Here is a 19808-nt window from a genome sequence, read left to right on the forward strand (position 1 = left end):
GGGCCCCGGTCGCAGTGACCGGGGCCCGTCGTCGTACCTGATGATCAGCCGGTGTTGCGCATTCCGGCGGCGATGCCGTTCACGGTGGTGAGCAGCGCGCGTTCCAGGGCGGTGCCGTCGCTCGGTGCGCGTCGACCACCCGGGGCGGTGGCGATGGCCCGCCCGGCGGCACCCGACTCCCGGTACTGCCGCAGCAGCGCCACCTGCAGGTGGTGCAGCGGCTCCAGGTAGGTGTCGCGGACGGCCAGGGTGCGCTGGAGCACCGGCGAGTTTTCCAGCAGGGCCGGTGAGGCGGTGACCGCCAGCACCTCCCGCTTGGTCAGCTCGTACTCCCGCTCGATCTGCTCGAAGATCGGGTGCAGCTTCTTCGGCACCAGCGTCTCGACGTACCGGCGGGCGATGCTCAGGTCGGTCTTGGTCAGCATCATCTCGACGTTCGACAGGAACGTGCGGAAGAAGTGCCAGTTACGGTGCATCTCGGCCAACACGTCCGCCAGCCCCGCCTCGCGGGCGGCGGCCAGCCCGGAACCGACGCCGAACCAGCCCGGCACGATCTGCCGGGTCTGCGTCCAGCCGAACACCCACGGGATGGCCCGCAGCCCGGACAGTCCCGCGCCGGTGTTCGGGCGCTTCGCCGGCCGGGAGCCGATGTTGAGCGCGCCGAGCAGTTCGGTGGGGGTGGACGCCCAGAAGTACGCCGGCAGGTCCGGGTCCTCGACGAGCGACCGGTAGGACCGGAACGCCGACTCGGAGACCACGTCCATCGTCGCGTCCCAGCGCTCCAACATCTCGGCCGGCTGCCGGGGCGCGGTGTGCAGCAGGGTCGCCTGGAGCACCGCGGCGAGGGTCAACTCCAGGTTCTCCCGGGCCAGCGAGGGCAGGGTGTACTTGTCGGAGATCACCTCGCCCTGCTCGGTCACCTTGATCGCGCCGTCCATCGTGCCGTAGGGCTGCGCCAGGATCGCCTCGTGCGTCGGACCGCCACCACGCCCGACCGTGCCACCCCGGCCGTGGAAGAGCCGCAGGTGCACGCCGTGCCGGGCGGCCACGTCGCGCAGCGCGCGCTGCGCCCGGTGGATCGACCACTGGCTGGTGGTGATCCCGGCCTCCTTGTTCGAGTCGGAGTAGCCGAGCATGACCTCCTGCACGTCGCCGCGGGCGGTGACCAGCGCCCGGTACGCGGGCAGTGACAGCAACTCGTCGAGGAGCTCACCGCCGGCGTTCAGCTCGGCCGGGGTCTCCAGCAGCGGCACGAACCCGATCCGGGCCCGCCCGCTGTGCACGTCCACCAGGCCGGCCTCGCGGGCCAGCACCACGGCGGCCAGCACGTCGTCGACGCCCAGGGTCATCGAGATGATGTACGACTCGATCACCTCGGCGCCGAACCGGTCCTGTGCCTCCCGGATGGTGCTGAACACGTCGAACGTCTTGCGGGCCGGCTCGGTGAGCGACGTGTCCAGCGTGGACAGCGGCCGGCGGCCGGTCAGCTCGTCGGCGAGCAGCTTGGTGCGTTCCAGCCGGGTCAGCGCCGGGTAGTCGGAGACCTCGCCGACCGCCTCGTAGAGCTGCGCGAGCACCGCGTGGTGCGCCTCGGCGTGCTCCCGGACATCCATGGTGGCCAGGTGCAGGCCGAACGCGGAGACCGTACGGATGGTGGAGGCCAGCCGGCCGACCGCGGTGAGCTGCCCGGAGTTGCGGGCCAGCGAGGCGCGCAGCAGGTCCAGGTCGGCGACCAGCTCGGCGGAGCCCCGGTAGTCCCGACCGGGCACGTGCGCGGTGCCCTGACGCAACCGCAGCCGGGTGTTGGCGAGCTTCGCCTTCACACAGCGCGCCTTGAGCCGGTACGGCTCCTCCGCGTTGACCCGGCGGAAACGCTGCGCCACCTCGGGCAGCGCGTCCAGGTCGGCGGCGAGGCTGGCGGAGAGGTCCAGGGACACCCCGCGCAGTCGGCGGGACACCGAGACCTCGTTGATCAGGTGGTCCATCGCCTTCTCGGTGGCGGCGATGCCGTGCTCGTGCTGGATGGTCAGCACCTCGCGGGTGACCGCCGGGGTGACGAACGGGTTGCCGTCGCGGTCGCCGCCGATCCAGGTGCCGAAGCTCAACGGCCGGGCCGTCGGTGAGGTCTCCACGCCGAGCGTGCGCAGCGTGTCGGCCAGATCGTCGAGCACCTGCGGGGCGGCCTCCGCATACAGGTCGCGTAGGTAGTAGATCGCGTTGCGGGCCTCGTCGGTCGGGTCCGGCCGGTCGAGCCGCAGCTCGTCGGTCTGCCACATCAGGTCGAGCAGCTCGGCCAACCGGCGGTTGGCCGGGCCCTCGTCGCTGGCGCCGTAGAGGATCGCGTTGGCGGTCTCGGTGTCCAACTCGTCGGCGATCGCCCGCAGCTTGGACAGGATCGACCGACGGGCCGCCTCGGTCGGGTGCGCGGTGAAGACCGGTCGCACCGCGAGCCGGCGAGCGGCGTTGGCGATCTCCTCGGCCGGTACCCCCCGCTCGGCGATCATCTTGGCGGCCTGGTCCAGCCAGCCGCCCTGCACCGCGCGACGGCGGCGCAGATCCCGGGCGCGGTGCACCTGCTCGGTGATGTTGGCCAGGTGGAAGTAGGTGGAGAAGGCGCGGGCCAACTTGGTGCCGGTGGTCACGTCGAGCCCGCCGAGGCGCTGCGCGGCCGCCGGGGCGTCGCTGCGGACCTGGGCGCGGATCTCCTCGACGAGGTCGAGCAGCGGGCGACCCTCCTGGCGGGCCAGGGTCTGGCCGAGCAGGGTGCCGAGTCGGCGGATGTCGGCGCGCAGTGCGGCGTCCGGGCCGTCGTGGTCGTGCTGGTCGGTCACGATGCGCTCCCTTGCGTGGGTACGAAGGACAGCGCTGTCCGACTTACTGGATGGTATCCGCGCGGACCGGATGTCTGGAGGGCCCCCGGGTGATCCACTGCCTCCGGACGTGTGTTTTGCGGCGTGATCTCAACCACCATGATCGGTCCGCGCGGGCAGACGGTGGTGTGCGCCGGGACCGGAACACAGGGCGCTACTGAGCAATTTTCTTCAAGACGCGGCGGCCCGACGGCCCGAGGATGGTTCCTGCCGGACCGGAGGCCGTCCTGGCGGCGGGGGCACGCGGGCCTGTTCGGGGAGGCCCGACGCCCCGGTCGCGTGCCCGAGAGGGCGTCGCAGGTCCCCTGACGGGGCCTCCCCGACGGTGTCCGCACCCGCCGACGGGTCAGCCCGACCCGGTCCGGGTCTCGACCGCGGGGGTGAGCAACCGGCGCAGGCGGGCCGGTGGATGGCCCACCTGCTCCCGGACCACCCGGGTCAGGTGTGCCTGGTCGGCGAACCCGTACTCGGTGGCCAACGCACCGAGCGGACGACCGTCGGGCTCGGCGAGCGTGTCCAGCACCGCCCGTACCCGCAGCCGGTTCCGGTAACTGGTCAGGCTGCTGCCGGTCATCCGGTGGAAGACCCGGCTGAGGTGGTACGGCGAGCTGCCCACCTCCCGGGCGACCTCGTCCAGGCTGAGCGTGAAACCGGAGTTGGCCAGCACCTCCCGAGCCCGGTCGGCCAACCGCCGGTGGGCGACCAGCGTCGCCGGTCGACGGCGGACCGCCGGGTCGAGCCCCTCGTCCGCGCCGAGCGGGCTGTGCCGCAGCAGGTGGGTCAGGAACCGGTGCAGCCGCTCGGCCATCTCGAACCCGTCCAGCCCGCGCCGGAACTCCGCCACCAGAAGCCGGTGCGCCAGGTCCAGCGCCGCGTCGGAGGATCCGGACCACCCACCCCGGTCCAGCCAACCCTCCGCGTCCGGGCGGGCCGCCAGCACCACCGGGTCGATCTCCAGGCAGGTGTACGAGTCACCGCAGCCGAACGGGTGGGCCACGGCGAGTTCGTCGCCGGGGCGGGTGAGCAGCACCGAGGTGGCGTCGGAGAGCTCGACCCGACCGTTGAGCCGACGCCGGTACGCCCCGGAACGGCCCAGGATGACCTTGTGCCGGTCCACGACGGTGGACTCCGTCCAGCCGTGGTCCTCCACGATGCACCGCGCCTGGTAGGCGAGCATCCCCTCCGGGTGCCCCAGCACCCGCCACCGGGCGGGTGTGGTGCGGCGACGCGGATCACTGCCGACTCCCTCGGCGGGCATCGTTCCCTCCCCAGACGTGACGGTGGTGGGTCAGGTGTCGCTGCTGTCGGGCCTCACGTGCCGGCGGAGACGACGGCGAAGGCGCGAACGGGGAACGTGCCCATGCCGGCCACCATCGGGGGGGCCGCCGTGAACCGGAACCCGCTCGGCGGCAACGCGCCCAGGCCGGTCAGGTGCTCCACGATCGGGATGCCGGCGGCGAGCAGCGCGCTGTGCGCGGGGCGTACGCCGGCGGCAGCCGGGCCCATGTCGTCGATGTTGATCGAGTCGATGCCGACCAGCGCCGCCCCAGCCTCGACAAGCGCCTGGGCGGCGTCCCCGGTCAGGTACGGCGCTTCCGGCGCGCCGTACCGCTCGGTGCCGAAGTGCGCATCCCACCCGGTGTGCAGCAACACCGCCCGACCGGCCACCTCGTACGGGGCCAGCATGAGCCGGTCAACCGCGCGGATGCCGGCCGGCACCCGGACCACCACCCCCGGTAGGTCGGCGAGACGGTCCAGCGACACAGCGGTCAGGTCGTCCCGGCCGGCCCATCGGTGAGCGGGCGTGTCCAGGTACGTGCCGGTGTTGGCGATCATGTCGATTCGGGCCACGTGGAACTCGGTGCCCGGGGCGTACCGCTCCCGGGAGGCGGCGAAGGTCAACCAGTCGGTGATCCGGGGGCCCGGCCAACCGGGCAGGGTGGTCATCCCTTCGCTGATCACGTGGCTCAGCTCGACCAGCCTGCGGCCGGACGTCGGCTGATCGACGGCGACGCCCCGGCCGCCCTTGTGCGGTTCCTCGATGATCGTCTTGGCGCTGATCCGAACCTCGGCCACCATCAGCAGCCCGAGGTGCCGGACGAACAACGCCGCCAGGTCGTCGTCGCTGATCTGCCGACCGGGAATGTCCAGTCGGAACCCCTCGGTACGCAGCCCGCCGCCGTTGGCGAAGCTCACCTCCGCGTCGAACTGTGCCCGCCACTGCTCACCCATCCCGAAACCCGACCACGCCAGCCGCCATTCGGTCAAGATCCGCTGCGAGGGCTGGTGGCGCCGGGCGGCGCGGTCCCAAGATCTCGCAATATCCAGGATGTAGTGGCATCGGCGCGTCGCTGAGGCCACTACATCCTGGTTCGAGCGCGATCTTCGGCGCGGGGCGCGGGGCGGCGTGGACCTGGGCGGAAGGGGGTGACTGTCGGTCGACGGGGCTAGGCTTGTCGTCGTGCACCCCCCGTCCGACTGGACGAGGGGCCGCCGTCGTGTGCGTCGACTCCCCGGGAAGGATTTCCCTTGCTCACCGGTCTGTTTTCCGCCGCCCTGGCCGACCCCGGGCTGGCCCGGGCGCGTGACCTGGCGCGCTCCGGTGCCGCCCAGGTAGACGGCCTCGACATCACCGCCCCGGCGGCGCTGCGCCCGTTCGCCGTCGCGGCGGTCGCCGCCGACAACGACGGGGCCGGGCGCCCGGTGCTCGCGGTGACCGCCACCACCCGGGAGGCCGACGACCTGGCCGCCGCGCTCGGCGGGCTGCTGCCGGCCGAACAGGTAGTGGTCTTCCCCTCCTGGGAGACGCTGCCGCACGAGCGGCTCTCCCCACGCTCGGACACCGTGGGTCGACGGCTGGCCGTGCTGCGCCGCCTCGCGCACCCCGAGTCTGCCGACGCGCACGGCCGGACCGGGCCGCTGCGGGTGGTCGTGGCCCCGGTGCGTTCGCTGCTCCAGCCCCAGCTCAAAGGGCTCGGTGACCTGGAGCCGGTGCAGCTCGCCGCAGGCGAGGAGGCGGACCTGGAAGAGGTCGCCCGCCGGTTGATCGACATGGCGTACGCCCGGGTCGACCTGGTCACCAAGCGCGGCGAGTTCGCGGTACGCGGCGGCATCCTGGACGTCTTCCCGCCCACCGACGAGCACCCGTCCCGGGTCGAGTTCTGGGGCGACGAGGTGGAGGAGATCCGCACCTTCGCCGTCGCCGACCAGCGGACCATCGAACAGGTCCCGCTGCTGTGGGCGCCGCCGTGTCGCGAGCTGCTGCTCACCCCGGCGGTGCGCGACCGGGCCGCCGCGCTCGCCGAGCAGCACCCGGAGTTGGCCGAGATCCTCGACAGGCTGGCCGAGGGAATTCCGGTGGAGGGGATGGAGTCGTTGGCCCCGGTGCTGGTCGGTCCCGACTCGCTGGAGCTGCTGCTGGACGCCATGCCGGTCGGCACCCACGTCCTGCTCTGCGACCCGGAGCGGATCCGCACGAGGGCGCACGACCTGGTGCGTACCTCGGAGGAGTTTTTGCAGGCCAGTTGGGCCGCCGCCGCGGTCGGCGGCCAGGCCCCGGTGGACGTCGGCGCCGCCGCCTTCCGCACCCTCGGCGAGGTACGCGCCGCCGCCGGCAAGCTCGGCCAGCCGTGGTGGACGCTGTCCCCGTTCGGTCTGGTGGAGGGCGAGACGGCCGAGACGCGGCAGCCCTGGGAGGACGCGCCGGAGCAGGCCGCCGTCACCCCTGACGACGCCATCGCGGTGACCCTCTCCGCCCAGCCGGCACCGCTCTATCACGGTGAGACCTCGCGGGTCGTCGAGGACCTCAAGCGTTGGTCCGGCGACGGCTGGTCGATCGCGCTGGTCTTCGAGGGGCACGGCCCCGCCCAACGGGCGGTGGAGGTGCTGCGCGACGCCGGCCTCGGCGCCCGGTTGGTGCAGGAGGTGCCGACCGCGCCCGCCCCCGGCGAGCTGGTGGTCACCTGCGGCGCGCTGGGCAGCGGGTTCGTCGACGAGGCGTCGCGCTTCGTGCTGCTCACCGGCAACGATGTGACAGGCGGTCGGGGCACCTCGACGCGGGACATGCGCAAGATGCCGAGCCGGCGGCGCAACACCATCGACCCGCTGGAGCTCAAGGCCGGCGACTTCGTGGTGCACGAGCAGCACGGCATCGGCCGCTACGTCGAGTTGGTGCAGCGGACCGTCAACGGGGCCAGCCGGGAATACCTGGTCATCGAGTACGCGGCCAGCAAGCGGGGCCAGCCCGGCGACCGGTTGTTCGTCCCCACCGACCAGCTCGACCAGCTCTCCCGCTACGTGGGCGGTGAGCAGCCGACCCTGCACAAGATGGGCGGCTCGGACTGGCAGAAGTCCAAGGCCCGGGCCCGCAAGGCGGTCCGGGAGATCGCCGCGCAGCTCATCCAGCTCTACGCCGCCCGCAAGGCGTCCAAGGGTCACTCGTTCGGCCCGGACACGCCGTGGCAGCGGGAGCTGGAGGACGCCTTCCCGTGGCAGGAGACTCCGGACCAGCTCGCCGCCATCGAGGAAGTCAAGCGGGACATGGAGCAGACCGTCCCGATGGACCGGCTGATCTGCGGCGACGTCGGCTACGGCAAGACCGAGATCGCGGTCCGGGCGGCGTTCAAGGCGGTGCAGGACGGTAAGCAGGTGGCGGTGCTGGTGCCGACCACCCTGCTGGTGCAGCAGCACTACAACACGTTCGCCGAGCGGATGAGCCAGTTCCCGGTCCAGATCCGGCAGCTGTCGCGGTTCCAGACGGCGAAGGAGACCGAGCGGACGTTGGAGATGGTCGCCGACGGCACCGTCGACATCGTCATCGGCACCCACCGGCTGCTCCAGACCGCCACCCGCTTCAAGCAGCTGGGCCTGGTGATCGTCGACGAGGAGCAGCGCTTCGGTGTGGAGCACAAGGAGCACCTGAAGACGCTGCGCGCGTCGGTCGACGTGCTGAGCATGTCGGCCACCCCGATCCCGCGCACGCTGGAGATGGCGATCACCGGCATCCGGGAGATGTCCACCATCGCCACGCCACCGGAGGAGCGGCACCCGGTGCTCACCTTCGTCGGCGCGCAGGACGACCGGCAGGTGGCCGCGTCCATCCACCGTGAGCTGCTCCGCGACGGGCAGGTCTTCTACCTGCACAACCGGGTCGAGTCGATCGACCGGGCGGCACGGCGGCTGCGGGAGCTGGTGCCCGAGGCGCGGGTAGCGGTGGCGCACGGCCAGATGGGCGAGGACGCCCTGGAGAAGGTCATGGTCGGCTTCTGGGAGAAGGAGTTCGACGTCCTGGTCTGCACCACGATCGTCGAGTCGGGCATCGACATCCCGAACGCCAACACCCTGATCGTGGAGCGGGCCGACCTGCTCGGCCTGGCCCAGCTGCACCAGATCCGCGGCCGGGTCGGCCGGGGCCGGGAGCGGGCGTACGCCTACTTCCTCTACCCGCCGGAGAAGCCGCTGACCGAGCATGCCCACGAGCGGTTGGCGACCATCGCCCAGCACACCGAGTTGGGTGCCGGCATGTACGTGGCGATGAAGGACCTGGAGATCCGGGGCGCCGGCAACCTGCTCGGTGGCGAGCAGTCCGGGCACATCGAGGGTGTCGGCTTCGACCTGTACGTGCGGATGGTCGGCGAGGCGGTCTCCGCGTTCAAGGGTGAGCGGTCGGAGGAGGAGACCGACGTCAAGATCGACCTGCCGGTCGACGCGCACCTGCCGCACGACTACGTGAGCGTGGAGCGACTGCGTCTGGAGATGTACCGCAAGCTCGCCGAGGCGCGCGACGAGGAGCGACTGGGCGAGGTCATCGCCGAGATGACCGACCGGTACGGCGAGCCGCCGGCCCCGGTGCAGAACCTGGTGGAGGTGGCCCGGTTCCGCCTGTTGGCCCGCCGCTACGGCCTGACCGACGTGTCCATGCAGGGCAAGCACGTCCGCTTCGGGCCGTTGCCGTTGCCGGATTCGAAGCAGATGCGGCTCAAGCGCTACCACCCGGATGCCGTCTACAAGCAGGCCACCGACCAGGTCAGCGTGCCCCGACCGACCACCCGGCGCATCGGCGGCGAGCCGCTGCGGGACCAGGCGCTGCTGCAGTGGTGTGCACAACTGCTCTCCGATGTGCTCGGTGCTCCCGCCCCGCTCGCCGTCGCGGCGGGTTGAGGCGGGTCCGTGGTGTGGTGGGGGCCGTCACAGGCTGGGGGAGGGCATGAGAGAGTGACGGGTATGCGTGCTCGCCGTGTGATCGCCGCCGCCAGCGTCGCGGCCCTGGGTGTCCTCTCCCTCGCTGCCTGCGGCAAGTCCGCACCGAACATCGCCGCTTATGTCGGTGACACCGCCTATTCCGTGGACCGGGTCGACGCGATCTACGACGACGCGCAGACGAAGTACGGTGACGCCGTCCGGCGGGAGGCCGGTCAGGCGGGGGCGACGCCGTCTCCGGAGCAGTTGCGCGCCGCGGTGACCCGTCAGGACGTGGTCAACCTGCTGGTCAGCCTGGACCTCGGCAAGCGGGTGGCGGCGGCGAAGAACATCCAGGTGCCCGACGAGGTCAGCCCGCAGCAGCTTGAGCAGAACCTGCGGGTGCCGGCGAGCACCGAGTACGCCAAGCTCTGGGGTGACTGGATCGACCTGCTCCAGGTGCTCAACCAGCAGCTCCCGCCGGCCGAGCTGAGCGACGATTCGCTGATGGCCGTCTACGACGCCCTGACCAAGACCGGGGCGATCGACGCCGGGATGTCGGTGGCCAACGTCCGTCAGGCGTTCGGCGACGGCGGCTTCGTGCGTAGCGCCACCGCCCTCAGCACCGCGCTCGAGGAAGAGGCGCGCCGGGTCGACGTCACGATCAACCCGCGCTACCGGGCGGTGGGCGTGCCGTCGGTGGTGAGCACCGGCCAGTCGCTGGTCTTCTACTCGCTGCCGTACATCAACGAGGCCGGCCCGGTCACTGACATCTCCACCCCGGAGCCGCTGCCGTCGAGCGGCGCGCCGAGCGACGAGGCTCCCGCACCGGAGCAGGGCACGGCCAGCTGAGCATGTCGGCGCGGATCGTCCTGCTGGTCACCTCACCCCGGCTGCCGGCCGGCCTGTTGACCTCCGCGGCCTGGGACGTCGTACGCCAGCACCCGGTGTTGACCGGCTCGGACAGTGAGATGGTCACGGCCGTGCGTCAGGCGGGCGCCGAGGTCACTGTGGTGGACGGCCCGGCCACGCAGCCGTTGCTGGACGCGGTGGCGGCGCACGGCACCGTGGTGTGGTTGGCCGGTCCGACGGGTGACGAGGCGCTGGCCCGGGAGTTGGGCCTGCGGCTGGCCCGGCAACCGGGGTTGGCCGAGATGGAGCTGATGTACGGCTCGTGGGATCCGCCGGGCGCCCGGCTGCTCGACGCGGTGGCCGTGCTGGACCGGCTGGCCTCGCCGGGTGGCGACCCGTGGAAGCGGGCGCAGACGCACCGCAGCCTCGCCGGCTACCTGCTGGAGGAGAGCTACGAGGCGTACGACGCGATCAGCGCCGACGACACCGACGCGCTGCGCGAGGAGTTGGGCGACGTGTTGTTGCAGGTGGTGCTGCACGCGCGGCTCGCCGAGGAGTTGCCCGAGGATGAGCGGTGGTCCATCGACGACGTGGCCGGTGGCCTGGTCGACAAGATGATCCGGCGTAATCCGCACGTCTTCGCCGGTGCCGAGGTGGGCACCCTGGAGGAGATCACCGAGAACTGGGAGCGGATCAAGCGCGCGGAGAAGGCGCGAAGTTCGGTGCTGGACGGCGTGGCCCTGAGTCAGCCCGCGCTGGCTCTGGCGGCGCAGATCCTGGACCGTGCCGCCCGCCGGGGCATCGAGGTTGCGCCGCCGCTGCCCGACGCCCAACCGGACGCCGAAGCGAGGCTGGGAGCCAGCCTGCTGGCCACGGTCGCGGCGGCCCGCGAGGCAGGCCTCGACCCCGAAGCCGCCCTCCGCCGCGCCACCCTGGCCCACGCCGATCTCATCCGCACCGCCGAACCGCCACCGGCAGACCCGCGTTGACCATGAAGTTGTTGCCCCGACACGCCGAGGCGAACGGCAACAACTTCATGATCGACGGAACGGGGCGGAACCGGCCGACCACGGTGGGGCGGTCGGTAGGGTGGGCGGGTGGAAGCGTTTGGGGTGCTGGCTGAGCGGGTCGTCGAGGCGTTGCTGGAGTCGCGGCCGGGGGTCGCCACCGCCGCCGGGGACCACCGGTTCGACGACCGGCTGCCGGACCTGTCCGCCGACGGGTTGACCGCCGACCGGGCGATGCTCTCCGACGCGGCCAACGCGCTGTCCGAACTGGACCCGGACTCCCTCGACGTCGACGAACAGGTCGACCACGCGCTGCTCACCTCATTCGTGGACCGGGAGCTGTTCGAGCTGACCGAGATCCGGTCGCACGAGTGGGATCCGTTGCGGCACAACCCCGGCCCGCTGCTGCACCCGCTGCTGGCCCGCCCGTACGCCCCCGCCGAGGTGCGACTGACCCAACTGGCCGGGCGGCTCGCCGCCGTACCGGACGCCCTCGCCACCGCCCGCGCGACGCTGCGGGACATGCCGCGGATCCACGCGGAGACGGCCGTCGGGCAGTTCACCGGCACGGCCGCGCTGATCCGCGACGAGCTGCCGGCGCTGCTCGCCCAGGCGCCGAGCCAGCTCGACCGGGTCGAGCCGGCGGCCACCGCCGCGATCGCCGCGCTGGACGAGTTCGTCGCCTGGCTCCGGGCCGGCCTGGCCGCCGATGCCGGTCCCGGCCGTGACCCGCGACTGGGCCGACGTCGCTGGGAGGCCCGGCTCTGGCACACCCTCGACACCGAGCTGGGCGCCGCCGAGATCCAGCGGCGCGCGTGGGCCAACCTGGACCGGGTCACCGCCGAGATCCGTGCGGCGGCCGTCGAGCTGGTCGGCGGGCCGGCCGACGACGCGTCCGTACGGCGGGCGCTGGACCTGCTCGCCGCCGAGCACCCGAACGACGCGACGATCGTCGAGCTGGCCGCTGTGACACTGGACGAGGCCACCGACTTCGTCCGCGCACACGACCTGGTCACCCTGGTCGACGACCGGTGCGTGATCCAGGAGATGCCGGAGTTCGCCAGGGGCGTCGCGGTGGCGTACTGCGACGCGCCCGGCCCGCTGGAGACCGCCGCCGTGCCGACCTTCTACTGCATCGCGCCCACGCCGTCGGACTGGTCGGCGCACCGGGTCGAGTCGTTCTACCGCGAATACAACGACCACATGATCCGCAACCTGACGGTGCACGAGGCGATGCCGGGGCACTTCCTCCAACTCGCCCACGCCCGCCGCTACGTCGGTGGCACCCGGGTCCGCGCGCTGGCCGAGTCCGGCCCGTTCATCGAGGGCTGGGCGGTCTACGCGGAGGAGGTGATGACGGGTCTCGGCTTCGGTGGTCTGCCGGTGCGGTTGCAGCAGCTCAAGATGCAGCTACGGATGACCATCAACGCGTTGCTCGACCAGTTGGTGCACGCCGAGGACCTGCCCGAGGCCGAGGCGATGGCGTTGATGACCGGGCGCGGCTTCCAGGAGGAGGGCGAGGCGGCCGGCAAGTGGCGGCGTGCCCAACTCACCTCGACCCAGCTGTCCACCTACTTCGTCGGCTACAGCGAGGTGGCCGACATCGCCGCCGCCCGCCCGGACGGGGTGTCGGTCCGCGACTGGCACGACGCGATGCTCGCCCACGACTGCCCGCCCCCGCGCCACCTGCGCACCCTGCTCGGTCTCTGAGCAGGGCCGCCGCGCGGGCTCGGCGCCGCCGTCGGTCACCGTCGCGTCGATGTGCCGGCGCGAGATGGCGTACGCGGGCAGCGGTTGCGCCGGACGCGGGCCCGCCGCCGGGCGGTCGCCCGGCCTGGGCTCGGCCGGTTCGGTCAGGAGCCGCCGGGGCGGCGGTCGACGACGCCGGCACCGGCGGGCGGCTCGAACGCGTCCTCGTCGACGGTCGCGGAGTAGTCGCTCAACGCCAGCTCCACCGGCTTGCCGTCGACCGGCCCGGTGAAGCTGCCGAGCACGCCCTCGGTGGTCACGCAGGCGGTGAAGTCGCCGGACGAGCTCTCCACCGCCACGCAGGCGGCGTGGTGCCCGGCGACCGTGGTGTCGCTCTGCTTGATGACCGCCTGCGGGTCGAGCGCGGCGGCGGTGAGCAGGCCGACCACCACCGGCGGCGTGACGAGGCCCTGCCGGTTGGCCTCGCCGAACAGCGTCACGGTGGGCTTGCTGCCCGGGGTCGGCGGGGCGACCAGCGTGCACTCCGGGCGGGTGCCGGTTGTCGTGCACCGGGTGATGGCGTCCGGGGTGACGGTGAGTTGCCCGCCCGGGTAGGTGTACGTGGATCGCGCCGGGTCCTGTGCCTGCACGATCGCGGCGCGCTGGCCGCCGGGCAACTGGTAGGTGGCCGAGTAGGTCAACTCCAGTGCCCGGTCGAGCCGGGCGGCGAGATCGTTGACGAGTTCCGAGCGGCCCATGGCGACTCCGGCGTCCTCGAATGTCTGACAGCCGGTGACCGTGAGCGACGCGATGACCGACACGGCGAGCATGCGGAGGGTGGTCGAGGCGGCGGGCATGGCGACCAGCCTGGTGGATTTGGTCCGTGCAGCGCAAACCCGTTGCCGGTTGACGCCCGGAAATCCGGGAATGTCCGTCAACGCGGGGTGACCCGGGTGCGCGGGCGACGCCGTGCCCGTTCGCGCCGCCCGATACGCTGCGTTCAACACCTGCCTCAGCCGCACCGTCGCGGCCCACCCACGGACCGGATAACAACAACGAGGAGCGACTTAGTGGCAACCATCGAGGGAATCGTCGCCCGGGAGATTCTCGACTCGCGGGGCAACCCGACGGTCGAGGTCGAGGTCGGTCTGGACGACGGCACGGTAGCCCGCGCCGCCGTGCCCTCCGGCGCCTCCACCGGCGCCTTCGAGGCGATCGAGCTGCGCGACGGTGACGCCGACCGCTACCAGGGCAAGGGCGTGGAGAAGGCGGTCTCCAACGTCGAAGACAAGATCGTCGACCAGATCATCGGGTACGAGGCCAGCGAGCAGCGGCTGATCGACCAGAAGATGCTCGACATCGACGGCACCGACAGCAAGTCGGAGCTGGGCGCGAACGCCATCCTGGGGGTCTCCCTGGCGGTGGCGAAGGCCGCTGCCGGCAGCGCCGAGCTGAGCCTCTTCCGCTACCTGGGCGGCCCGAACGCGCACCTCCTGCCCGTGCCGATGATGAACATCCTCAACGGTGGCGCGCACGCCGACTCGAACGTCGACATCCAGGAGTTCATGATCGCGCCGATCGGCGCGCCCACGTTCCGGGAGGCGCTGCGCTCGGGCGCGGAGGTCTACCACGCGCTGAAGTCGGTGCTGAAGAAGAAGGGCCTCTCCACCGGGCTCGGCGACGAGGGTGGCTTCGCGCCGAACCTGCCGACGAACGCGGCGGCCCTGGACCTGATCGCCGAGGCGGTCGAGAAGGCCGGTTACCGGCTCGGCACCGACATCGTGTTCGCGCTCGACGTGGCGGCCACGGAGTTCTTCGACAACGGCACCTACACCTTCGAGGGCGCCGCGAAGTCCGCCGAGGAGATGAGCACCTACTACACCAAGCTGGCCGACGAGTACCCGATCGTGTCGATCGAGGACCCGCTGGCCGAGGACGACTGGAGCGGTTGGCAGACGCTGACCGCCTCGATCGGTGACCGGGTGCAGATCGTGGGCGACGACCTGTTCGTGACCAACCCGCAGCGCATCGCCCGCGGCATCGCGGAGAAGGCGGCGAACGCGGTTCTCGTCAAGGTCAACCAGATCGGTTCGCTGACCGAGACCCTGGACGCGGTGGACCTGGCCCACCGGGCCGGCTTCAAGTGCATGATGAGCCACCGTTCCGGCGAGACCGAGGACACCACCATCGCCGACCTGGCGGTGGCCACCGGCTGCGGCCAGATCAAGACCGGCGCGCCGGCCCGTTCGGACCGGGTCGCCAAGTACAACCAGCTGCTCCGGATCGAGGAGGAGCTGGCCGACGCGGCGCGCTACGCCGGCGCTGGCGCGTTCCCGCGCTACCGTTCGGCCTGAGACGCACGAAGCCTCGGGGGAGGGGTGTGACGATGCAGCAGCGCCGCACACCGGGTGGTCAGCGTCCCGCTCGCCGGCCGGGTCAGTCCGGCCGGCCGGGCGGCGGGCGCGCCACGCGGGGATCGGTCCGGGAGGCCGGCGTACGCGCCGAGCCGCGCGCCGCCGGTCGCGCGCCGGGTGCTGCCCGGGGCGCCGAGGGCGTGCGCTCCGCGAACCGTCCGGCCGCCGCTCGGCGTACCGCCGCCGGCGGTGCCGTGAAGCGGCTCGCCGCACCCCACCCCCGTGGCTTCACCGGTCGGGCCACGGTGCTGTTCGCGGTCCTGATCGCGCTCGCGCTGGCCTACACCTACCCGGTCCGGGTCTACCTGGACCAGCAGGCCGACATCGAGCGGATGGAGGCCGCCCAGGCGGCACAGGAGGCGGAGATCGCCAAGCTCGCCGCCGAGGCCGCCAACTGGAAGGACCCCGAGTACATCAAGACGCAGGCTCGGGAACGGTTCTTCATGGGCCGGCCGGGCGAGAAGATGATGGTGGTGCTGCACGACCCGGAGGGCGCCGCCCGGGACGCCGGGAAGCCGGCCGGCTCGGCCGCCCCGGCCGGGCCGGTGACCTGGTACGACACGCTCTGGTCGAGCGTGCAGGCGGCGGACAGCCAGCAGCCGGGCAAGTGAGCCACCGACCCACCGCACCGCACCGCACCAGGAGAGATGGCACCGTGACTGTCGTACCACCGTCGGAGCCGGCGGCGGATTCCGTACCCCTGCCGCAGCGTGAGCCGGCCACCGAGGCCGACCTGGCCGCGGTGGCCGCACAGCTGGGCCGGACGCCCCGCGGCACCCGGGCGGTCGCCCACCGGTGCCCGTGCGGCCTGCCGGACGTGGTGGAGACGACCCCCCGCCTCTCCGACGGCACCCCGTTCCCGACCCTCTACTACCTGACCTGCCCCCGGGCCACCGCGGCGTGCAGCCGACTGGAGTCGGCGGGGCTGATGAAGGAGATGGCGGACCGGCTGACGACGGACCCGGAGTTGGCGGCCCACTACCGTGCGGCGCACGAGGACTACCTCACCCGCCGGGAGGCGATCGGCGAGGTGCCGGAGATCGCCGGCATCTCGGCCGGCGGGATGCCGGGCCGGGTGAAGTGCCTGCACGTGCACCTGGGCCACGCGTTGGGCGCCGGCCCCGGGGTGAACCCGTTCGGCGACGAGACGTTGGAGCTGGTCGAGCCCTGGTGGTCGACGGGGCCGTGCGTGGACGTGCCGGCGGGCGAATGAGCACGCCGACTGCGGATCAGATCACGGTACGGCGGGCGCGCACCGGGGATGTGCGGGGCATCCGGCGACTCGTCGACACCTACACCGACGACCGGCGGCTGCTGAGCAAGGCCACCGTCACCCTCTTCGAGGACGTGCAGGAGTTCCGGGTCGCGGTCCGGGCCGAGGACGACGTCGTGGTGGGCTGCGGGGCGCTGCACGTCATGTGGGAGGACCTGGCGGAGATCCGCACGGTGGCGGTGGACCCGTCCTGCCGGGGCCGGCGGATCGGTCACCGGCTGGTCGGTGAGCTGATCGACGCGGCCCGGGAGTTGGGCGTGGCCCGCATCTTCGTGCTCACCTTCGAGACCCGGTTCTTCGCCTCGTTCGGCTTCCGCGAGATCGACGGCGCGCCGGTGCCGCAGCCGGTCTACGAGCAGCTGCTGCGGTCGTACGACGAGGGTGTCGCGGAGTTCCTCGACCTGGAGCGGGTCAAGCCGAACACGCTGGGCAACACCCGGATGCTGCTGCGCCTGTGATCAGCCCTTGCGGGGGTGGGCGGCGAAGAAGTCCCACATCAGGTCGGTGGCGGACAGCCCCGCGGAGGACGCGGCGAGTTGGCCCGCTGTCGCGCCCGGCCAACTGTGACCCATGTCGGCGAGGGTGTAGACGCTGACCTCGCTGCCGTCCGCGCAGCCCGCCACCGTGTGCGTCACGCCCGGCACCCCGGCTGCCTTCGGGCTCGGCCGGCAGTTGAGCCGCTGCTGCCAGGTCCGTATCCCGGTCTGGAAGATCGTGGCGTACCGGTCCTGACCGCCGATGAAGGTGATCACGGAGACCGGGCTCTTCGGCACGTAGCTACCGGCCGTGGTCAACTCCCCGCTGTAGCCACCGCTGACCACCCCGATCGCGGCGAAGGTGCCGGTGCTCTCCACCGCCGCCCGGAAGCTCATGTCGCCGCCGTTCGAGATGCCGGTGAGGAACACCCGGTTCGGGTCCGCGTGCCAGGTCTGCACCAGATGGTCGGTGAGGGCGTCGAGGAAGCCGACGTCGTCGGCGCTGCCGCAGCAGATGAGAGCGTTGAAACCGCCGCCCTGCCCGTCGGGGTAGGCGACCAGCACGTTGTCCTTGTCGGCCCTGGCGTCCAGGCCCGCCAGCTCCCGCATCGCGGAGCCGGTGCCGGGATAGAAGTGCAGCGCGATGACCAGTGCGGGTGACCGGGTCGGGTCGTACCCTGCCGGCGCGTGCAGCAGGTAGGTGCGGTCGAGCCCGTTGTGTTTCAGGGTGAGCTGGTGGTCGCCGGCCGCCGGTCGTTCGCTCGACGCGGACGGCGCGGCTGGCGGGGCCGACGAGGGTTGCCCCCGCTCACTACAGGCTGCGGCCACGATCAGGAGGCAAAGCCCCGTCAACACCGCCACCGATCGCCGCACGCCGGTCACCCCCCGTCGACCCCGCCGTCCACACTGGAGATCCTTCGGCCGGTAAACAACCCTTTCGGTCCTGGCCGAAGGCGGGCAGGCTGGTGTCATGCTTCGCCTCCAGCTCGGGTCGGCCGACCTGTGCCGGGTGCGGTTCGCCGACCGGCTCCACCCGGTCGCGAACGCGCTGCTGGCCGGTCAGTGGCTGCGCGATCCCACTGTCGCGGCGCTGGCGCCGGCGCTGGCCGAGCGGGCGGTGGCGGCCGAGGGCACGCCTGCCGCCCAGGCTGCCACCGCGATCCTGCGGCACCTGCTGCCCGGCCAGGGGCGTCTGCCGGACTTCGTCACGCCCTTCGCCGGTCTGGAGTCGGTGGAGGCCGGCCTGGAGGCGATTCGGGCCACCCCGGCACGGCGGGTCCGCGCCGAGGTCACCATGGCGTACGCGGACACGCCGGTCAGCCCGCTGCGGCGGCGGTTCGCGGCGGCCGACCCGGAGGTGCTGGACCTGTTCGGCGGGGCCGTGCGGGCCTGGTTCGACGCGGTCCTCGAACCGCACTGGGCCGAGCTGACGTCCGCGTACCGCCAGCAGGTGGCGGCTGCCAGTCAGCGGCTGGCGCAGCATGGCCTGGCCCGCCTCTTCTCGGGTCTGCACCCGGGGATCCGGTGGCGGGAGCCGGTGCTGGAGGTACACACGTGGTGGGACGGTGATCTCCCCGGCACCGGCCACGGGCTGATCCTGCTGCCCTCCCCGCTGGCCGGGCCACGGCCCCGGGTGCTGCTCCAGCAGGGTCATCCGATCCTGCTCGTCTATCCGGTGGTCATGCCCACGCTCGGGGCCTCCGCCGCCGCCGATTCCCTCGGTCGGCTGCTCGGCGTCACCCGGGCGCTGGTGCTGCGCCGGCTGGCGGCCGACGGCGGGTTGACCACCACCGTGTTGTCCCGGTCGGTCGGGATCAGTCTCTCCTCGGCCTCGGAGCACGCCCACGCCCTGCGGACCGCCGGTCTGGTGGCCAGCGTGCGCGAGGGCGGGGCCGTCCGACATCACCTGACCGCGCTGGGGGCGAGCTTGTTACGGGGCCCGTCGGGCGACGCGGACGAGTCGGTGCCCACGGCCGGCCAAGCCGCCAGGTGGCCGCCCGTCCTGCCGTAAGGTTGCTGCCGTGACGACGCGTGTGGCGGCCATCGACTGCGGGACCAACTCGATCCGACTGCTGGTCGCCGACCTGCCCGACGCGTCGGCCGGGCCGCAGGCGCCGCTTGTCGACCTGACCCGGCGGATGGAGATCGTCCGGCTGGGGCAGGGCGTGGACCGCACCGGTCGACTGGCGCCGGAGGCGATCGAGCGGACCCGGGTGGCGTTGGCGTCGTACGCCGCCGACATCGAGAAGCTGGGCGCCCAGCGGGTGCGGATGTGTGCCACCTCGGCCTCCCGCGATGCCGCCAACGCCGCTGACTTCACCGAGATGGTGCGGGCCACCCTCGGTGTCGAGCCCGAGGTGGTCAGCGGCGACGAGGAGGCCCGATTGTCATTCACCGGCGCGGTGCGTGGGTTGCCCGCCGACGCGAAGGAGCCGTTCCTGGTCGTCGACATCGGTGGTGGTTCCACCGAGTTCGTGGTCGGCGGCCGGGCCGACGGGGTGCGTGCGGCGATCTCGGTCGACATCGGCTGCGTCCGGATGACCGAGCGGCACCTGCCCGGTGACCCGCCGACGCCCGAGCAGGTAGCGGCGGCGCAGGCCGATATCGCGGCAGTGGTGGACCGGGCGCTCGCCGTGGTGCCCGGTCGCGAGGCGGCCACCCTGGTCGGCCTAGCCGGGTCGGTCACCACTGTGGTCGCGCTCGCGCAGGGCCTGCGGGAGTACGACCCGGAGCGCATCCACCACGCCCGGGTGTCGTACGAGGAGGTCGCCCGGGTGACCGCTGAGCTGCTGGGTCAGACCCGCGAGCAGCGGTTGGCGAACCCGGTGATGCACCCGGGCCGGGCCGACGTGATCGGTGCGGGCGCGCTGGTGCTTCGGGTGATCATGGAAAGGGCCGGGATGCCGTCCGTGGTGGCATCCGAGCACGACATCCTCGACGGCATCGCCTGGAGCCTCCAGCCGGCCACGCGCTAGCCGGCTCGATCAACTCGCCTTCCTTGAAGTCGCGGTGTCCGGGCGCCTCGGATGCCCCGACTTCCTGAAAACCGA

General features: G+C 72.3%; 15 protein-coding genes. 10 read left to right on the forward strand and 5 right to left on the reverse strand.

Annotated features, from left to right (window positions below):
* Positions 1 to 44: 44 nt before the first annotated feature.
* The 3 genes from ppc to AB0C03_RS19055 form a co-directional block, all read right to left on the reverse strand.
* Positions 45 to 2831, reverse strand: a complete 2787-nt coding sequence (gene ppc / locus AB0C03_RS19045; RefSeq protein ID WP_357638122.1) for a phosphoenolpyruvate carboxylase — start codon at positions 2829 to 2831, stop codon at positions 45 to 47.
* Positions 2832 to 3216: 385 nt separating this feature from the next.
* Positions 3217 to 4128 (reverse strand): helix-turn-helix domain-containing protein, encoded by a 912-nt coding sequence (locus AB0C03_RS19050; protein WP_357638123.1) that lies wholly within the window; start codon positions 4126 to 4128, stop codon positions 3217 to 3219.
* Positions 4129 to 4181: 53 nt separating this feature from the next.
* A complete protein-coding gene (locus tag AB0C03_RS19055) occupies positions 4182 to 5102 on the reverse strand; it encodes a cyclase family protein (RefSeq protein ID WP_030328810.1) in 921 nt (306 codons plus the stop codon).
* A gap of 297 nt (positions 5103 to 5399) precedes the next feature.
* On the opposite strand from AB0C03_RS19055, the gene mfd reads away from it, so the two are divergent.
* From mfd to AB0C03_RS19075, 4 genes are all read left to right on the forward strand, one after another.
* Positions 5400 to 9029: a transcription-repair coupling factor gene (gene mfd, locus AB0C03_RS19060; protein WP_030328807.1), complete on the forward strand. Its 3630-nt coding sequence runs from the start codon at positions 5400 to 5402 to the stop codon at positions 9027 to 9029.
* Positions 9030 to 9092: 63 nt separating this feature from the next.
* Positions 9093 to 9899, forward strand: coding sequence for a hypothetical protein (locus tag AB0C03_RS19065; protein ID WP_030328805.1), 807 nt, complete (start codon positions 9093 to 9095; stop codon positions 9897 to 9899).
* Between the two features lie 2 nt (positions 9900 to 9901).
* On the forward strand, positions 9902 to 10888 hold the full coding sequence (locus tag AB0C03_RS19070) for a nucleoside triphosphate pyrophosphohydrolase (RefSeq protein WP_030328802.1): 987 nt from the start codon (positions 9902 to 9904) through the stop codon (positions 10886 to 10888).
* Positions 10889 to 10996: 108 nt separating this feature from the next.
* Entirely contained in the window at positions 10997 to 12616 is a 1620-nt protein-coding gene (locus AB0C03_RS19075) for a DUF885 domain-containing protein (RefSeq protein WP_030328800.1), read from the forward strand.
* Between the two features lie 143 nt (positions 12617 to 12759).
* Here AB0C03_RS19075 and AB0C03_RS19080 read toward each other — a convergent pair whose 3' ends face one another.
* On the reverse strand, positions 12760 to 13452 hold the full coding sequence (locus AB0C03_RS19080) for a hypothetical protein (protein ID WP_030328797.1): 693 nt from the start codon (positions 13450 to 13452) through the stop codon (positions 12760 to 12762).
* A 213-nt stretch (positions 13453 to 13665) separates the two neighbouring features.
* Here AB0C03_RS19080 and eno point away from each other — a divergent pair, with 213 nt between their 5' ends.
* Genes eno through AB0C03_RS19100 form a run of 4 tightly spaced genes read left to right on the forward strand, consistent with a single transcriptional unit; the run spans position 13666 to position 16740 of the window.
* Positions 13666 to 14949 carry a phosphopyruvate hydratase gene (gene eno, locus AB0C03_RS19085; protein WP_030328795.1) on the forward strand — a complete coding sequence of 428 codons (1284 nt, stop codon included), beginning with the start codon at positions 13666 to 13668 and terminating at the stop codon, positions 14947 to 14949.
* 32 nt (positions 14950 to 14981) lie between these two features.
* The gene (locus AB0C03_RS19090; RefSeq protein ID WP_030328793.1) at positions 14982 to 15620 is read left to right on the forward strand and encodes an FtsB family cell division protein; all 639 of its coding nucleotides are present in this window, start codon (positions 14982 to 14984) and stop codon (positions 15618 to 15620) included.
* Positions 15621 to 15664: 44 nt separating this feature from the next.
* Entirely contained in the window at positions 15665 to 16222 is a 558-nt protein-coding gene (locus AB0C03_RS19095; protein WP_030328791.1) for a DUF501 domain-containing protein, read from the forward strand.
* Positions 16219 to 16740, forward strand: a complete 522-nt coding sequence (locus AB0C03_RS19100; RefSeq protein WP_030328789.1) for an amino-acid N-acetyltransferase — start codon at positions 16219 to 16221, stop codon at positions 16738 to 16740. The genes AB0C03_RS19095 and AB0C03_RS19100 overlap by 4 nt, the downstream gene beginning before the upstream one ends.
* Here the strand turns inward: AB0C03_RS19100 and AB0C03_RS19105 are convergent, their stop codons facing one another.
* The gene (locus AB0C03_RS19105; protein ID WP_245233527.1) at positions 16741 to 17586 is read right to left on the reverse strand and encodes a CE1 family esterase; all 846 of its coding nucleotides are present in this window, start codon (positions 17584 to 17586) and stop codon (positions 16741 to 16743) included.
* Positions 17587 to 17728: 142 nt separating this feature from the next.
* On the opposite strand from AB0C03_RS19105, the gene AB0C03_RS19110 reads away from it, so the two are divergent.
* Positions 17729 to 18769, forward strand: a complete 1041-nt coding sequence (locus AB0C03_RS19110) for an ArsR/SmtB family transcription factor (RefSeq protein ID WP_357638131.1) — start codon at positions 17729 to 17731, stop codon at positions 18767 to 18769.
* A 22-nt stretch (positions 18770 to 18791) separates the two neighbouring features.
* On the forward strand, positions 18792 to 19733 hold the full coding sequence (locus tag AB0C03_RS19115; RefSeq protein ID WP_036410843.1) for a Ppx/GppA phosphatase family protein: 942 nt from the start codon (positions 18792 to 18794) through the stop codon (positions 19731 to 19733).
* The last annotated feature ends 75 nt before the right edge of the window (positions 19734 to 19808 follow it).

This window comes from Micromonospora parva (genome assembly GCF_040649675.1).
GTDB classification, from domain to species: Bacteria; Actinomycetota; Actinomycetes; order Mycobacteriales; family Micromonosporaceae; genus Micromonospora; species Micromonospora parva.

Coding starts and splice junctions, on each gene's coding strand:
- AB0C03_RS19050 (WP_357638123.1), bottom strand. CDS start 4,128: ATGCCCGCCGAGGGAGTCGGCAGTGATCCGCGTCGCCGCACCACACCC.
- AB0C03_RS19055 (WP_030328810.1), bottom strand. CDS start 5,102: ATGGGTGAGCAGTGGCGGGCACAGTTCGACGCGGAGGTGAGCTTCGCC.
- AB0C03_RS19065 (WP_030328805.1), top strand. CDS start 9,093: ATGCGTGCTCGCCGTGTGATCGCCGCCGCCAGCGTCGCGGCCCTGGGT.
- AB0C03_RS19070 (WP_030328802.1), top strand. CDS start 9,902: ATGTCGGCGCGGATCGTCCTGCTGGTCACCTCACCCCGGCTGCCGGCC.
- AB0C03_RS19080 (WP_030328797.1), bottom strand. CDS start 13,452: ATGCCCGCCGCCTCGACCACCCTCCGCATGCTCGCCGTGTCGGTCATC.
- AB0C03_RS19090 (WP_030328793.1), top strand. CDS start 14,982: ATGCAGCAGCGCCGCACACCGGGTGGTCAGCGTCCCGCTCGCCGGCCG.
- AB0C03_RS19100 (WP_030328789.1), top strand. CDS start 16,219: ATGAGCACGCCGACTGCGGATCAGATCACGGTACGGCGGGCGCGCACC.
- AB0C03_RS19110 (WP_357638131.1), top strand. CDS start 17,729: ATGCTTCGCCTCCAGCTCGGGTCGGCCGACCTGTGCCGGGTGCGGTTC.